Genomic DNA, 15,261 nt, shown 5'->3' on the forward strand with positions numbered 1-15,261 from the left:
GGAATTGAATCGCTACTCAGATTAGCAGTTGCAGACGATGAGACCGAACCATTGCTGACTTTTCTTAACTGTTTTTTGTAGTAGTGCAAACATTAATACCAATTTGGATGAAGAGCACGACAGATCTCTTACGGGCTTGGCAATGCCAAGCCCCTCCTGAACTTCGATGTGCCCAAACATTCTTTAAATTGGTATAAACATTGCACCATCGGGACTTGAAGGCTGCACCCTCAAGATCTCAAGATCTACCGTAGACACACCAATCTAGTACACCAACTTAAAAGTTTTAGAGGGGGTGGAGGGGTTAAAGCATCTGTGATCTGATGGGCTAAAAGAATGGGCTGAGAGAAATGGTGAGGTTGGAGATGTCATCTACAACACAGACAATCGGGCTGAGGGCTTCTCATTTCTGTAGTTGATCTAAAGTTAAATCCCGTTCTGGCAATGCCTTCCTAAGATAGGAAATAGAGGCTAATAGCGATCGCCTGATTATGGGGCTGCTGCTGGGGTAACTCATCGCGCCAAATCGAAACATCACTACAACCCAAACGGGAAGAGAGGAACGATATGGACGACATGGAGCAAGTACTCGCTCATAAATTTGCCTTAGATCGCGACTGCACGACTTTATCCCGGCATATATTGCAACAGCTTCAAAGTTTTTCGCCAGAGGCACAAGATTTAAGTGCGCTGATGAGCCGCGTTGCCCTTGCCGCCAAATTTATTGCTCGCCGTTTGACCCGTGCAGGGTTAGTCGAAGATGCCCTGGGGTTCACCGGACGCACCAACGTCCAGGGTGAAGCAGTGAAAAAAATGGATATTTATGCCAACCAGGTGTTCATTTCCGTATTCGAGCAAAGTGGGTTAGTCTGCCGTCTTGCTTCGGAAGAGATGGAGAAACCCTACTACATTCCAGAAAACTGCCCGGTAGGTCGCTACACGCTGTTGTATGACCCGATCGACGGATCATCCAATCTCGACACCAATCTCAACGTGGGTGCTATTTTTGCCATTCGTCGCCAGGAAGGTGAGGATCTGGATGGCACTGCCCAAGACTTGCTGCAAAGTGGACGGAAGCAAATTGCAGCAGGATACATTTTATTTGGTCCTAGCACAATGCTGGTGTATTCCATCGGCACAGGGGTTCATGCCTTTACGCTCGATCCCAGCCTGGGTGAGTTCATTCTCTCTAGCGAAAATATTCGCGTCCCAGAGCATGGTCCCATTTACAGCGTCAATGAAGGGAATTTCTGGCAATGGGATGAGTCGCTGCGCGATTACATTCGTTATGTTCATCGACATGAAGGTTACACAGCCCGCTATGGTGGGGCGCTAGTGGGAGACTTCCACCGGATTTTATTCCAGGGTGGCGTGTTCCTCTATCCCGGCACGGTCAAAAAACCAGAGGGTAAATTGCGACTGCTGTATGAATCTGCGCCTCTCGCCTTTTTGATTGAGCAGGCAGGTGGCAGAGCCAGTACCGGCACCCAAGATATTTTGGATGTCGTTCCCGACCAGTTGCACATGCGCACCCCGTTGGTGATTGGCAGTGTCGAGGATGTGGCGCTAGTGGAATCTTTCATTCAAGAACGCAAACGCGAACAGCAAGAAGCCGAAATTTTTGCCTCGCAATCACAGAGTTAGGAGTTGATTTGCCCATGGCTATCAATCATTTGCTAGAAATTAAGCAGTACGGTCAAAGTATCTGGATGGATAATTTGACGCGCGATCTGATCCAATCGGGAGACCTGAAACGGTTAATTGAAGAACAGGGCATTTCGGGGTTGACGTCAAATCCAGCCATTTTTGAAAAGGCGATCGCGGGCAATGCCACCTACGATGCGGCGATCGAAGCCGGAATTCGGGCGGGGCAACCCACCGAAGCGATTTACGAATCGTTGATTTTTGAAGATATTCGCAATGCCTGCGATTTATTCCGTCCCGTTTACGAAGCCAGCAAGGGCTTAGATGGCTTTGTCAGTATTGAGGTGCCACCCACGATCGCCCGTGACACAGAATCAACCATCCGTGAGGTGAAACGATATCACCAGGCGATCGCCCGTGATAATGTCATGATCAAAATTCCGGGTACTGCCGAAGGTCTACCGGCGGTCGAAGCTGCGATCGCCGAGGGCATCAGCGTCAACGTCACCCTGTTGTTCTCGGTTCAGAGTTATATCGACGCCGCCTGGGCATACATTCGGGGCTTAGAAAGCCGAGTTGCCAAAGGCGAAGACATCAGTCACATTTCATCAGTTGCCAGTTTTTTCCTGAGCCGCATCGATTCTAAGATCGACGACCTGATCGACACCAAACTTAAGGAGATCGATCGGATTGAGAAACGAGCCAAACTCGAAGCCGTCAAAGGGAAAGTGGCGATCGCCAATGCCAAACTTGCCTATCAGGAATACAAAAAGATCATTAATTCTGACCGCTGGCAAGCCCTCGCGGCTAAAGGGGCAAACGTCCAACGGCTGCTGTGGGCAAGCACTAGCACCAAAAACCCCACTTACAACGATGTCATGTACGTCGATGAGTTAGTAGGCAAAGATACAGTCAACACGCTTCCACCCGCTACAATTCAAGCCTGTGCCGACCATTGTGATGTGGGCGATCGCGTTGAAAGCAATATAGATAATGCCTACCATCTGATCGAAAATCTCACCGATCCCGATATCAACATTGACTTGTCTGAGGTGATGGACGCCCTGCTTGCCGAAGGCATAGACAAATTCATTCAACCCTTCAACTCCCTGATGACGTCTCTTCAGGGCAAGGTTAACGTCCTCAGTCCAGTTAGCTAATGGCGATTAGCAGTTCTTACACGCGTCCTTAGAAATCGGTAGAGACGCGATGCATCGCGTCTCTACCCCAATCCCGACAGCTGACCTTAAGAGGCGACGAACCCGTCTCTATCTTTGACCCAGCACCGCATCCCCGATTCTTATCCCCAATCTCTAACCCCTGATTCTCCAGCCTATGATCTCCCTGCTCGAAAACCCTCTCCGCGTAGGTCTCCAACAAGACCGCATCCCCGAACCTCAAATTTTGGTGATCTTTGGCGCATCCGGTGATCTGACTCAGCGCAAACTCGTTCCAGCGCTTTACCAAATGAAGCTAGAACGCAAACTCCCTCCCGAACTGACGATTGTAGGAGTTGCGCGCCGAGATTGGAGTACCGATTTCTTCAGACAACACATGCGCGAAGGGATTGAAAACTATGGCGGCGGTCTGCGGCAAGAAGAAATTTGGAACGACTTTGCCAAAGGCTTATTCTACTGTTCGGGGGATATTGACAACCCCGAAAGCTACCAAAAACTAAAAACGTTTCTGAGTGAACTGGATACTCTACGCGGCACGCGAGGCAATCGCGTATTTTACCTTTCGGTTGCTCCCCGTTATTTTGCCGAAGCAACCCAACAATTGGGCAACGCAGGCATGCTGCAAGATTCCCGCAAACAACGTCTGGTGATTGAGAAACCCTTTGGTAAAGACCTGAGTTCGGCACAAATGTTGAACCATGTGGTGCGGCAGGTTTGCAAAGAAGAGCAACTCTATCGCATTGACCACTATTTGGGTAAAGAAACCGTACAAAACCTGTTGGTATTCCGGTTTGCTAATGCGATTTTTGAACCTCTGTGGAACCGCCAGTTTGTCGATCATGTCCAGATTACAGTGGCTGAAACCGTTGGTCTAGAAGGACGCGCCGGTTACTATGAAACTGCTGGCGCACTGCGAGATATGGTGCAAAACCACATCATGCAGTTGTTTTGCTTGACGGCAATGGAACCCCCCAACGCGCTAGATGCCGACAGCATTCGCAATGAAAAAGTGAAAGTGTTACAGGCAACCCACCTGGCAGATATTGAAACTATCGAACTTTCAGCAACCCGTGGACAATATACCAACGGCTGGATGGGGGGCAAAGAAGTACCTGCTTATCGGCAAGAAGACGGAGCCAACGCTGGCTCAACAACCCCCACCTACGCAGCACTGAAGCTTTATATCGACAACTGGCGCTGGAAAGGCGTGCCCTTCTACATGCGCACCGGCAAACGCATGCCGAAAAAGGTAACGGAGATCGCCATCCAGTTCAAAGAAGTACCCTTTTTAATGTTTCAGTCAGCCGCAAAGCAGGCAAATCCCAACACGCTGGCAATGCGCATTCAGCCCGATGAAGGGATTTCACTGCGATTTGAGGTCAAAACACCGGGTGCATCGCTACGGACTCGTTCGGTAGATATGGATTTCCGCTATGATGCGGCATTTGGTCAGGCAAATACAGACGCCTACAGTCGTTTGTTGGTTGACTGTATGTTGGGGGATCAAACGCTGTTTACCCGAGGGGATGAAGTCGAAGCCTCCTGGCGCATTCTGACCCCTCTATTAGAAGTATGGGATGCTCCGGCACCCCCAGAGACGATTCCCCTCTATGAAGCCGGTGCCTGGGGACCCGTCGAATCTGAACTCCTACTGAACCGAGATGGTCGTAAATGGAGGAGGTTGTAAACAGGAAAATCCCTAGGGTTTGGGGTTTATGGGTTAAGCTCTCCGTTAAACATGCCACTCCAACCTAAACCTCAGACCGCCAAATACTCTGTGAGTCTTCATCTGCTCTTATTCTGATTCGGGTTTAACACAACCCTTAATATTCAAAGCACTTCTACCCTTTCTTCGTGATCCCTTCAATCTTAGGATCACAAATTCATTAAAACCCGGACGTTTATTTTTGAAAGCGCGGCTCCGCCCCGCTTTCAAAAATAAATCCTCGGTTTTATTAAATCCACGATTCTTACAGTCCTAACCCTGACCCTCTAATCTCTACCCTCAATCTATGAACACCCCACTTGTTGCACTGCAAAAACCTAAAGATATTTCTCTCAGTGAAATTGAAGCTGAATTGAGCCAGATCTGGCTGAGTCAGGCGGGAGGCACTGCCAGTCCGGCGGCGACCCGTGCGACCACCTTTAGCATGGTGGTTTATGAGCCCGAAGAATTTCAACAATTGCTGGCAGCGTTAGGGTTTTACAGTGGTCCGATTGATGGCATTCATGGACCACAGACCAAGATGGCAGTCAAAGAAGCCCAGAAAGCATATGGGTTAAGAATTACAGGACGAGTCGATCCAGAAACGCTGGCAAAGCTAAGAGAAGAATATGGAAAGCAGCCTGCGGAACGAACTAAATTTTCGAATATGAATATTCGGGGGTTTAGCGTCAGTGATGCGATCGCCGCTCAAAATCCCTGTCGGATCATCACCCTCTGCCCCATCTTAGGAGAAGAAGATACAGGCGTAACCGCTCAAGTTTCTGCCTACTGTCCTATTCAAAAAGGCGGCACAAGTAGCAGTCTGATTTGTTGTGAATACATCACCTTGCGCGGTACCAAATCAGCCCTACAACGCGTGGGTGATCTGGTGGTGGGGCTAATGATTTCTGACTTACCTAAATTTGTCTGGTGGAAAGCCACCCCCAACCCCGAACAGGGATTATTCAAAAAATTGGCAGAAAACTGTCACTGCGTCATTCTAGACTCGTGCTACTTCAGCGATCCAGAGTCCGAATTTCTCAAGATGCAGGCGTTAGTCGATGACGAAACCTACGTAGCAGACCTCAACTGGCATCGCCTTTCACCCTGGCAAGAGCTGGCAGCAGCTGCCTTTGACCCGCCTGAACGCCGAGCATCTTTAGTCGATCTTGATCAGATTACGATTGACTATGAAAAAGGAAACGCAGCCCAGGCACTGATGTTTTTGGGATGGATTGCCAGTCGATTGGGCTGGGAACCTGTGTCGTATACCCTGACAGGGGGCGACTACGAGCTCAGACACATTCAATTTAATGGTCCCAAACAAAATTTAATTCAGGCAGAACTGGCAGCAATCCCGGTTGCAGATGCGGGTGAAATTGTCGGTGACTTGATTGGGTTGAGCCTGACCTCGACCAATCCCAATGCCAACTGCGCCACCATTCTCTGTTCTGAAACCACAGGTTGTATGCGGATGGAGTCGGGTGGCAATGCTCAGTTTAGCCGCACCGAACAGGTCACCGCATTGCCTGACCAAAAAGCAGAATTTCTCATGGGGCAACAACTCCAGCGATGGGGGCGCGATGTGTTGTATGAAGAAAGCCTTGCTGTTACCGCACAAATTCTAAAATTGCGATCGCATTAGATCCATCTCTCTTAGATCCATCTCTCTTCAGGGTGAGAGCTTCGCTGTGCGCGGATCTCAGATAACAACTGCTATCCATTCAAACGCGAGACGCGATCGGATACTAAATAACCGCCGGAATTGCGATCGCAATTCCGGCGGTTATTTTTCTATCGGACGCTACCGTATTCCATCTTGAGAATCACGCTGTGCAGTTTATTCAGTACAGGAACGGTGTTGTGGGGCGCGGGACGCCCCACAACACCGTACACAATCACCCGGCACAGCGCTATAGATCTGTTGTTAATGTTTGGGAAAGGCGCGCGGAGCGCGCCTTTCCCAAACATTAACAACAGATTTGAAACACTACCCAGCATCTCTTGTTAGAGTGAGTCCAGGTAATCCAGATCCCTCTCAGCTTGCACGTATGACAACTCTTTGGCGAAACGCGATCAGCGCCCCTCAAACTTATTTTTTAGTCGCTGGCGTTGCCCTGGGATATGCCTGCTTCATTGGGTTACTACGACCCCGTCCGGTGGTCTTGGGAGTGGGTGGTGCGATCGCTCTCGGCACCCTGGCTACCTGGTTCCATGGCTTTCGACCTCAACCCCTGTCAGCCGATGCCCAGACCAACTTGCTAGAACGACAACATTTTATGAGCCGTCTAGCACAATTGGAAACAAACATTCCCAATTTGCCGCAAGCCCAATGGAGTGAAACCCGGCAATGGGCAGAACAAAGTCAACTCTTTGCCGAACGCATTGCCCAGCAGGAACCCACCTTGATCCCCGATCTATTAGAAGCCCTGCATACCGTCTTAGACTTATCGGGGCAAGTGGCAGAGGCACTTCAGGTGATCGGACAAATCCAGACCTCCACCTACCGAGAACTGGCGCAGCGAAGTCTTCAGGCAAGTTGCGATCGCCTGCAACAAACCTATACCCAATTGCAAGCACTTCAAGATCAAGTATCTCTGGCTAGCCTCGATCGAAGGACGGCGGATGCGAGTCTGCCCAGTCGGTTACAACTGTTGATTGCAGAAAACAAAACCATTCTGCAAACCCCACCCCATTCTTCCACCTGATGACACAGCTTATGAACGTATTTCTGCGCAAACTCCGACTGCGGTTTCCTCACTGGTTAATGCTGGGGTTTTGTCTGGTGGTGCTGTGGAGTTGTGCTGGCGATATTCCCTCGATCGATTCGTTTGAACAGGCAGACAAAGTGCTGCAAGAAACCATCTTGCCGGATATTGAAGTCGAGAATAATCCCGTACCCGACCAAGTTGCTGCCCGCTATAGCGTTGACCAAATTGCGGAACCATTGCCCCAGCTGGCAGATTTCCCGCTGTATGCAGCTCAGCCCAGCACCGACCCCAACACGGTCTATATCGAAATTTTTGCCTCTTCCGAAAAAGCCAACGCTGAGAAACAAGATGAACGCTGGCTGGTGGATGTGGCAGATGCATTTAACCAGCGGCAGCAAAAAACCAGTTCTGGGCAGGTGATCCAGGTGGGGGTGCGAAATGTGGCATCGGGTCTGGCAATCCCGTTACTCACCAGTGGAACGGCTCAACCTGCGGGTTATACACCGGCGAATGGACTCTGGCTGAAAATGCTTCAGACCCAAAACATTGAACCGATTGCCGTTGCCCCGTCGCTCGTGCCCAATGAGGCAGGGTTTGTGGTGCAGGGTGCGGTCTATCAGGAATTAGGCAATGGCGGTGCCGTTTCGTTTGAGCAATTACTCAATGCCATTTTAGCCGGCAAGCTCAAGGTCGGCTATCCCAATCCCTACGCCAGTTCAACAGCATTGAACTTGCTCTATACCTTGTTGTGGAAAGGGGCAGGTCATGATCAGGATGGACAATCGCTTACTGTAGCAGAGCTGCAATCACCGCAGGTCAATTCTTTATTTGAAACCTTTCAAAATCAGGTGTTAGTCACGACTCGGACAACGCTGGATTTGAAAGAGATTTTCATTCGCGATGCCCAAAAGCTTCAGGCATTTCCGCTGGAATACCAGAGCTACGCCACGTTAAAACAGATTCCGGGATTCGAACAAACGAACTTCATCCCCTTCGGCGTGCCTCACGACAGTCCCCTGGTCGGGTTTGACTGGAATACACCTGCCCAACAAGAAGCCTTGAAAGCCTTTGCCACCTTTGCCACCTCGTCAGACATGCAACAATTGGCAACCCAACAAGGGTTTGAGTCAACCGACTATCTCAAGCAAAAGCAGTTTCCACCGTTGCCCGAAGGTGCGGTGCTACAAGAGGCACAGTCGTTTTGGAAGCAGCGCAAAGATAGTGGGCGAACGGTCTATATGTCGGTCGTCATTGACACGAGCGGCTCAATGGAAGGCGATCGCCTCAAATCCGTGCAACAGGGATTGCGCCTCGCCAGTAAGACTATTAATGCCGGAAACTATGTCGGGTTAGTCACCTTTGGCGATCGCCCCGTGAAGCGGCTGGCATTGGCTCCTTACAATACCTTGCAACAGCAACGTTTACTGGCAGCAGTGGATGACCTCGTTGCCGATGGTGCGACGGCAATGTATGACGGTATGGCAGTTGCTTTAGCTGAGTTAATGGAACAACGTAAAGCCAATCCGAATGGACGGTTTTATCTTTTACTGCTCTCTGATGGCGAAACCAATCAGGGGCATACCTTCGACCAGGTGAAAGACGTTATGGCATACAGCGAGGTGCGGTTTTACCCGATCGCCTATGGTGAGGTCAATCAGTCGGAATTACAAGCGATCGCCAGTTTGCGCGAATCCACCGTTCAACAAGGCAACCCCGAAAACGTTCAAACCCTACTCAAAGACCTCTTCCAAACCAACCTCTAATCCCCCATGTCCTCTCTTAACCAACGTCTGCTCAAAACGCTTGGACTCAGTTGGCTACTCTTGCTGGTATCGGGATTAATTATCCACTGGGTCTTTGCCATTCCCACCCAGGTTGTGCTGATCGATCGCAGCTATTGCCCTGATCCCCAATGGCAGCAGGTGATGCAACAGTATGAAGACGTATACCAGCAGCATCAACAAAATCGTCTGCATATCACTAACGTTGTTTTCTTCAGCGATCTGGGTGAAGAAGCGATGACTACCCCCCCAGTACCCGAAACGCTACGCACCATGCCCCGCTATGGTCGATCGGAACCGCAACGGCAACAGCAGTTAAAAACGCAGTATCCCGACGCGGTGGTATTGACCTGTCCGTAAAGGGTGGAGCAGGCGATCGCACTATTGCACCTCAGTCCCTCGACAAAATAGATATCGCAATTGAGTGGATGGTTATGATAGTGGGGGTGTGGGGGCTGCACCCCCATGCAGGGGTTCCACCCCTGCACCCCGTTCAACCAGACTCTCGGTTGCTATAGCATGATTACAATCTCGATGATTACAAAATATAGGTCACCGGATAATTGGGATGCTCTGGATTAGGAATTAGCCGTTGATTCTTGCAATCCACCAGTAAATCTAGTTTTTCCAGCACCACCTGCCCGATCAAGACTTCATCCCCGGTTACCAGAGCATCTTCAATCGTTCGACGCCCTTCCCATGCAATCACGATAGGTCCCGTCACACCTACAAATTCTTCTCGCCCGTCCGCATATCGAGCAAGTTGCTGACCCACAATCCGTAAACCCAGATTTTGCACAATCGCATTCGGCAAAACAAGATAGACGGCACCCGTGTCAACTAAGGCAACTGCGTCATATGTTCGTAGAAGTCGAGGAGCCAGTAATCCACGATTAACAAGTTCTTCGTCCACAGCATTGGTGAGTTGGATAGTTGTGCGAACAGCACCCATATTGGTATCCATAGCCTTGAGAATGGTTGGGATTAACGCAGTCTGTTGTATTTAGACAGTAACATTTCTGAGATTTTGCAATTGGAGCCTATCCCAGCTGTGATGAAATCCGTTGATTTTGCCCACTATTGACGCGCAACATCGAGTTTCCGGATAGGCTTTAAGTGTGAACTTGCTAGCGACGGGAAGTAACCTGTGGTTCCTTTAAACGACGAAAATCCCACCCGTATTACGCCTTACGTAACCTATATCCTGATTGCGCTGAATGTTCTGGTCTTCTTATACGAACTGACGCTATCCCCTGAAGGGCTTAACCGCTTCTTTCAGATGTGGGCAGTGGTGCCCAAAGAACTAACGCTGAGCTTTAACAGTCCATTTTCTCCAGAAACATTACGAGAATGGTTGACCCTGATTACCTCGCAATTTCTCCATGCCGGATTACTCCATGTGGGCGGTAATATGCTCTATCTGTGGGTTTTTGGCAATAATGTCGAGGAAGAATTGGGACGGGTCAAGTTCATCTTCTTTTATCTTGCCTGTGGCATCCTGGCAGCCTTAGCCCAATGGTTTTTTGGGCATTTGTCTACGATTCCCTCCTTAGGGGCAAGTGGGGCGATCGCTGGAGTCATGGGTGCTTATATCATCCGCTATCCGCAAGTCCGAATTTTAACCCTGATCCCCTTGGGCTTTTTCTTCACAACCTTTCGCATTCCCGCAATTTTCTTTTTAGGATTTTGGTTTGTTCAACAAGCTCTATATGGGTTGCTGAGCCTCAACGTTCAAGCCAATGTGGGCATGGAAGCCGGTGGGATCGCTTACTGGGCGCATGCAGGCGGCTTTGTCTTTGGCATTGTCCTGGGTCCATTGCTGGGATTGTTTCCTGGCAAATCGACACCGGATCGCTATTAACACCGTTTCTATAGCCGTCCCAAATCAGGTGTAAGATCAGCGGTTTGTGAGAGGCGCATCCCTTTGGGATGCGCCTCTCACAAACCCAAGCGCTACAGAAGAGTTGATTTTCGTGTCTAAGGACAAGTTCTCTGTGTACGGTTTCTTAAATCTCGATAAACCCGTAGGGTTCACCTCTCACGATTGTGTGGCTAAGGTGCGGCGATCGTTAAATATCAGGCAGGTTGGGCATGGAGGCACCCTCGATCCGGCCGCAACGGGGGTCTTGCCCATTGCCATCGGTAAAGCGACCCGCCTGTTGCAATACTTACCGCAGGGCAAGGCTTATCAGGCAACCGTTCGCTTTGGGGTGCAGACAACGACGGATGATTTAGAGGGTGAAATTTTGCGATCGCAAGCAGCCCCAACTCTAACCCTGGAACAGATCACAGATGTTTTAGACCAGTTTTTGGGCAGCATTCAACAAATTCCCCCCAGCTATAGTGCGATTCAGGTACAGGGCAAACGGTTGTATGACCTGGCCCGTGCCGGAAAGGCGGTAGACGTGCCAATCCGCACCGTAGAGGTTCATCGTATTGACGTGCTGGATTGGCGACCGGGAGACTTTCCCGAACTGGATTTGGCGATCGCCTGTGGACCAGGAACTTATATTCGGGCGATCGCCCGTGACCTGGGCGACTTGATGTTAACGGGTGGCACCCTGGCAGCTCTGCGTCGGACTGAAAGTTGTGGCTTTACCCTACCTCACAGCCTTACCTTAGAAGCATTGTCAGATCAGGTTGCTGCCCAAACATTTCAACCCATTGCTCCTGAAATAGGATTGGCACATATGCCCAGTCTGGTGCTAGATGCCGCGATCGCCCGTCGCTGGTGTCAAGGGCAAAAGGTTGCTCAAACGGCTTTAAACCAGCCTTTAGAACCAGGTACATATCGCATTCACAACGAGCTAGAAAAATTTTTAGGCATGGGTCAGGTTCTGCAAACTCCTGACGGCTTCCTGCTCGCACCTCGATTAGTCTTCGCAGTCGATCCGCTTTAGGATCACAGGACAATTGAAGGGAGCGATGGCTGCGCCGTCGCTCCCTCCAAAAAAATTAGGTTTGAATCTGAAGCGTTGACGTTTGGGGTCTGAAAGACCCCAAACGTCAACGCTTCTCAGCTCTTTCAAGACCCTAAGGCTGAGGCCTGGCTATTGTCCATCGCCACAATGACCACCGTAATATTGTCTCGTCCACCCCGATCTTTGGCGGCATTTACCAGCGCCGCTGCTGCTTTATCACAGGCACGAATTGACTTGAGGTGGGCAGCAATCAAATGATCCGACAATTCTTCAGTCAAACCATCGCTGCACAACAACAGGCGATCGTTCGATTGAATATCGAGTGGATGCACGTCAATCTGACGCAAATCTTCTCGACCCAAACATTTTGAAAGAATATGTCGCCAGGGATGACTACGTGCCTGATCGGCAGTCAAGTCACCCACTTTCATCGCCCGTGCAACCCAGGTATGGTCTTCCGTAATCTGGTCAAGCTTGGCACCCCGCAGTCGGTATAGCCGAGAATCACCAACATGCGTGTACCAGGGTTCATTTTTCCTAAAAATAATGACTACTGCCGTTGTCCCCATATCTGAGCGTTCGGGGTGTTTGGCTTGGTCGAGCAAAATTGACTGATTTGCCTTCAAAAATGCAGTTTCCAGAAGCTGTCTGGAAGATTCAGAAGAATCCCAGTTTTCGTCCAGATAGACTTTAATGGCTTGGGTCGCAATGCGGCTGGCTTCTTGCCCACCAGCATGCCCTCCCATCCCGTCCGCTACGATGAAAAAACGTCCATCCGGGTCGATATAATATGCATCTTGATTAACAGATCGTACGAGTCCCGGATCTGTGAGACCCGTGAAGAAGCATTTCATATCGTGACCGTGTACATCAAAACTAGCTATGAACTAAAACATACGCTCAAACCGATCGAGCCGCATCAGCAGACGAATCAACGCGATCGCAGCGATCGCCGCCGCAACAGCTGATGCCACTGCCAACCAAACATAATGGTTGACTAACAAGATGGTGGCAGATAGCGTAAATGCTCCCACCAACAACGTGTAATTAGTCCCCATATTAACGCTACTTAGGCGACGTAAGACCCTATCTGTTTCGGTAGAGCGTACTCGAATTCTTAAATCGCCACGCTCTAACTTATCAATCGTATCTTCAATTCGGCGCGGTAAGCCTAATGCCGTACTACTCATTTGCGCCGCCTGACGACCTAATTCCGACAAAAGACCACTATTATTTGTTTCTGAAAGATTGCCATTAGACATAATTTGCATTGCAAATGGTTTTGCAACCTCCATAAAGTTAAATTCTGGATCTAATCCTTTACCCACCCCTTCTAACGTAGAAAAAGCTCGCATGACAAACGTAAACGTTGCCGGAAACCGAAACGGTTGGTCATACGCAACTTCATATAGATCATCACTAATGGCGCTCACCGATTGGTTTTCAAACGGTTTGTCCATAAAATGATCCAGCATGTATTGGATGGAGCGCCGCACCGGCCCCATATCGTCTACCTGAGCCAATGCGCCCAATGCTACTAACGAAGTCATCACGCGATCGGCATCTTTTTGGGCAATGCCAAAAAAAGTATCTAACAACCGTTCTCGCGTAACTGGTTGTACCTGACCCATCATGCCAAAGTCATAAAAAATTAACTCGCCCCCATCTGGGCTAACAGCAATATTTCCTGGATGTGGATCGGCATGAAAAAAGCCATCGTTCAATAATTGCTGGAGATAGGCTCTGGCACCCAGTTGAGCCAGATTTTTTCGGTCTAACCCAGCCGCTTCGATCGCTTCGTAATGGCTGATTTTGATCCCCGGCAAATATTCCAGCGTCAAAGCCCGAGGGGAAGCATACCGCCAATACACACGCGGCACTTTCACCCAGTCTTCACGACGAAAATTGCGTCGGAAGGTATCGGCGTTTTTACCTTCATTTAAATAGTCGATTTCGAGCCACAGGATGCGGCAGCATTCCTCATAAATCCCCAACCAGTCTCGACCTCGACCCCAGTCTGGGTGGTTTTGGAAGTAGCGGGCAATGCCTTTGAGAATTGCCAGATCAATCTCAAATAATTTCTTGAGACCGGGGCGTTGCACTTTCACCACAACCTCTTCGCCAGAGTGCAACTGCGCCCGATGCACTTGTCCTAAACTGGCAGCAGCGAGAGGAATTGGGTCAAAGCTGCGGTATAGATCCGGAATCGTTCTGCCAAAGTCTTGTTTGATAATGATTTCAACTTGTTCATAATCAAACGCAGGCACCTTGTCTTGCAGTTTTGACAGTTCTTCAACAAATTCGACTGGAAATAAATCCGCACGGGTTGAAAACAGCTGTCCGACTTTAATAAAGGTGGGACCTAAGTCGAGCAAGGTTTCTCGAATCCAGATGGCTAAAGCACGACGACGGATTGCTTGTTTTTCATCGGTTTTGCCGCCTCGATATGTCCAGTTTTTGTTATAAGACCACTGCGCTGCCAACAACTTCAACACGAACGCCCAGATGTCGATAAAGCGACGCTGGCGAGAATAGCTTTGACGATTCCAGCGGTAGGCTTTGCTGCTGTAAGACTGAATCACTTCTTCTTTAGCAGATTGTTGCGACGCCTTAATGTAATCAAATCCATTACGGCTGTCGGAGTTGAGATGTGCAGAAGCTGCGAGGCCATCTCGTCTCGCATCTGATTTAGATAGGGAGGGATCATCCGGAAGAACAGCCACTCGAATCCTTAAATAATGTCAGGGATCAATCCTAAAGGGGCAAACGGGAAGGGAAACTCATCCGTACTCAATTATACGGAGCGACTTCGATATCGCTGCAACTCTGCTCGCAGGTGGGCTGTTTCTGCTCGCAGCTCATCGATAGTGGCTTGCAAATCGTCTCCCTGAGCAGGGCTCCAGCTAGAAGTAGCTGCCCCTGACTGCCCTTGAGCAGCCATGTTTTCCTGGTTTTTAGCGCGTTCTAGCACGTCTTCAGTAAATTGTCTGAGACGCTCTCTTTGTTCTGCATCAAATTTACCTAAATCGCTTAAAGCGTTGGTAAATGTGCTCTCAACTTGCTCACCTATGGCTTCGGCAAATGCTCTGCCCACAAAGAAGGCATGAATTAGGGGATTACTCATAGGAAAACTCATGAAGAAAAATTACATGTCTCCTCATGAGGAATTATAGCTTGCTTGTCCGGTGAATGCCGTCCTCTAATGGCTGATCTATGGGGAATAGGTTTCAGAAGCTGGGGCTAGGGGTTAGTCAGGGAGCGTAGGATGGGTTAGGTTAGCGATAGGGATGAGTATTTGAGGGAATGCGATCTTCTAGGAAT

Annotated in this window: 14 protein-coding genes; 9 read left to right on the forward strand and 5 right to left on the reverse strand. The window is 49.6% G+C overall.

Features of this window, described 5'->3' with window-relative positions; all coding sequences use genetic code 11:
- Positions 1–452: 452 nt before the first annotated feature.
- Entirely contained in the window at positions 453–578 is a 126-nt protein-coding gene (locus ACR6Z4_RS07630; RefSeq protein ID WP_479716646.1) for a hypothetical protein, read from the reverse strand.
- Here ACR6Z4_RS07630 and fbp point away from each other — a divergent pair.
- The 7 genes from fbp (at position 568) to ACR6Z4_RS07665 (ending at position 9,379) form a co-directional block, all read left to right on the forward strand.
- Positions 568–1,644, forward strand: a complete 1,077-nt coding sequence (fbp, locus tag ACR6Z4_RS07635) for a class 1 fructose-bisphosphatase (protein ID WP_479716647.1) — start codon at positions 568–570, stop codon at positions 1,642–1,644. The two genes, ACR6Z4_RS07630 and fbp, sit on opposite strands and share 11 nt — an antisense overlap.
- A gap of 14 nt (positions 1,645–1,658) precedes the next feature.
- A complete protein-coding gene (gene tal / locus ACR6Z4_RS07640; protein ID WP_479716648.1) occupies positions 1,659–2,804 on the forward strand; it encodes a transaldolase in 1,146 nt (381 codons plus the stop codon).
- A gap of 175 nt (positions 2,805–2,979) precedes the next feature.
- A complete protein-coding gene (gene zwf, locus ACR6Z4_RS07645) occupies positions 2,980–4,509 on the forward strand; it encodes a glucose-6-phosphate dehydrogenase (RefSeq protein WP_479716649.1) in 1,530 nt (509 codons plus the stop codon).
- Between the two features lie 325 nt (positions 4,510–4,834).
- Entirely contained in the window at positions 4,835–6,172 is a 1,338-nt protein-coding gene (gene opcA / locus ACR6Z4_RS07650; RefSeq protein ID WP_479716650.1) for a glucose-6-phosphate dehydrogenase assembly protein OpcA, read from the forward strand.
- A gap of 406 nt (positions 6,173–6,578) precedes the next feature.
- Positions 6,579–7,235 (forward strand): hypothetical protein, encoded by a 657-nt coding sequence (locus ACR6Z4_RS07655; protein ID WP_479716651.1) that lies wholly within the window; start codon positions 6,579–6,581, stop codon positions 7,233–7,235.
- An 11-nt stretch (positions 7,236–7,246) separates the two neighbouring features.
- Positions 7,247–9,001 (forward strand): VWA domain-containing protein, encoded by a 1,755-nt coding sequence (locus ACR6Z4_RS07660; RefSeq protein ID WP_479716652.1) that lies wholly within the window; start codon positions 7,247–7,249, stop codon positions 8,999–9,001.
- A 6-nt stretch (positions 9,002–9,007) separates the two neighbouring features.
- Positions 9,008–9,379 (forward strand): hypothetical protein, encoded by a 372-nt coding sequence (locus ACR6Z4_RS07665; protein ID WP_479716653.1) that lies wholly within the window; start codon positions 9,008–9,010, stop codon positions 9,377–9,379.
- A 178-nt stretch (positions 9,380–9,557) separates the two neighbouring features.
- On the opposite strand, the gene ACR6Z4_RS07670 is transcribed toward ACR6Z4_RS07665, so the two are convergent.
- Positions 9,558–9,983 (reverse strand): clan AA aspartic protease, encoded by a 426-nt coding sequence (locus ACR6Z4_RS07670; protein ID WP_479716654.1) that lies wholly within the window; start codon positions 9,981–9,983, stop codon positions 9,558–9,560.
- A gap of 183 nt (positions 9,984–10,166) precedes the next feature.
- On the opposite strand from ACR6Z4_RS07670, the gene ACR6Z4_RS07675 reads away from it, so the two are divergent.
- Both ACR6Z4_RS07675 and truB read left to right on the forward strand, forming a co-directional pair.
- Positions 10,167–10,880, forward strand: a complete 714-nt coding sequence (locus ACR6Z4_RS07675; protein WP_479716655.1) for a rhomboid family intramembrane serine protease — start codon at positions 10,167–10,169, stop codon at positions 10,878–10,880.
- 133 nt (positions 10,881–11,013) lie between these two features.
- On the forward strand, positions 11,014–11,919 hold the full coding sequence (gene truB, locus ACR6Z4_RS07680) for a tRNA pseudouridine(55) synthase TruB (protein WP_479716656.1): 906 nt from the start codon (positions 11,014–11,016) through the stop codon (positions 11,917–11,919).
- 125 nt (positions 11,920–12,044) lie between these two features.
- Here truB and ACR6Z4_RS07685 read toward each other — a convergent pair whose 3' ends face one another.
- The 3 genes from ACR6Z4_RS07685 to ACR6Z4_RS07695 all read right to left on the reverse strand — a co-directional run bounded on the left by ACR6Z4_RS07685 (position 12,045) and on the right by ACR6Z4_RS07695 (position 15,064).
- Positions 12,045–12,794, reverse strand: a complete 750-nt coding sequence (locus ACR6Z4_RS07685) for a Stp1/IreP family PP2C-type Ser/Thr phosphatase (RefSeq protein ID WP_479716657.1) — start codon at positions 12,792–12,794, stop codon at positions 12,045–12,047.
- A gap of 33 nt (positions 12,795–12,827) precedes the next feature.
- Positions 12,828–14,555: an ABC1 kinase family protein gene (locus ACR6Z4_RS07690; protein ID WP_479716768.1), complete on the reverse strand. Its 1,728-nt coding sequence runs from the start codon at positions 14,553–14,555 to the stop codon at positions 12,828–12,830.
- 179 nt (positions 14,556–14,734) lie between these two features.
- Positions 14,735–15,064 carry a DUF6825 family protein gene (locus tag ACR6Z4_RS07695; RefSeq protein ID WP_479716658.1) on the reverse strand — a complete coding sequence of 110 codons (330 nt, stop codon included), beginning with the start codon at positions 15,062–15,064 and terminating at the stop codon, positions 14,735–14,737.
- Between the last annotated feature and the right edge of the window lie 197 nt (positions 15,065–15,261).

The sequence above is a fragment of the Calyptranema fuscum S582 genome (assembly GCF_055793305.1).

Bases quoted from the DNA above. Each gene is read 5' to 3' on its own strand.
- zwf (WP_479716649.1), top strand. From the start codon at position 2,980: ATGATCTCCCTGCTCGAAAACCCTCTCCGCGTAGGTCTCCAACAAGAC.
- ACR6Z4_RS07660 (WP_479716652.1), top strand. From the start codon at position 7,247: ATGAACGTATTTCTGCGCAAACTCCGACTGCGGTTTCCTCACTGGTTA.
- ACR6Z4_RS07695 (WP_479716658.1), bottom strand. From the start codon at position 15,064: ATGAGTAATCCCCTAATTCATGCCTTCTTTGTGGGCAGAGCATTTGCC.
- opcA (WP_479716650.1), top strand. From the start codon at position 4,835: ATGAACACCCCACTTGTTGCACTGCAAAAACCTAAAGATATTTCTCTC.
- ACR6Z4_RS07670 (WP_479716654.1), bottom strand. From the start codon at position 9,983: ATGGATACCAATATGGGTGCTGTTCGCACAACTATCCAACTCACCAAT.
- ACR6Z4_RS07665 (WP_479716653.1), top strand. From the start codon at position 9,008: ATGTCCTCTCTTAACCAACGTCTGCTCAAAACGCTTGGACTCAGTTGG.
- fbp (WP_479716647.1), top strand. From the start codon at position 568: ATGGACGACATGGAGCAAGTACTCGCTCATAAATTTGCCTTAGATCGC.
- tal (WP_479716648.1), top strand. From the start codon at position 1,659: ATGGCTATCAATCATTTGCTAGAAATTAAGCAGTACGGTCAAAGTATC.
- ACR6Z4_RS07685 (WP_479716657.1), bottom strand. From the start codon at position 12,794: ATGAAATGCTTCTTCACGGGTCTCACAGATCCGGGACTCGTACGATCT.
- ACR6Z4_RS07655 (WP_479716651.1), top strand. From the start codon at position 6,579: ATGACAACTCTTTGGCGAAACGCGATCAGCGCCCCTCAAACTTATTTT.
- ACR6Z4_RS07630 (WP_479716646.1), bottom strand. From the start codon at position 578: ATGTCGTCCATATCGTTCCTCTCTTCCCGTTTGGGTTGTAGTGATGTT.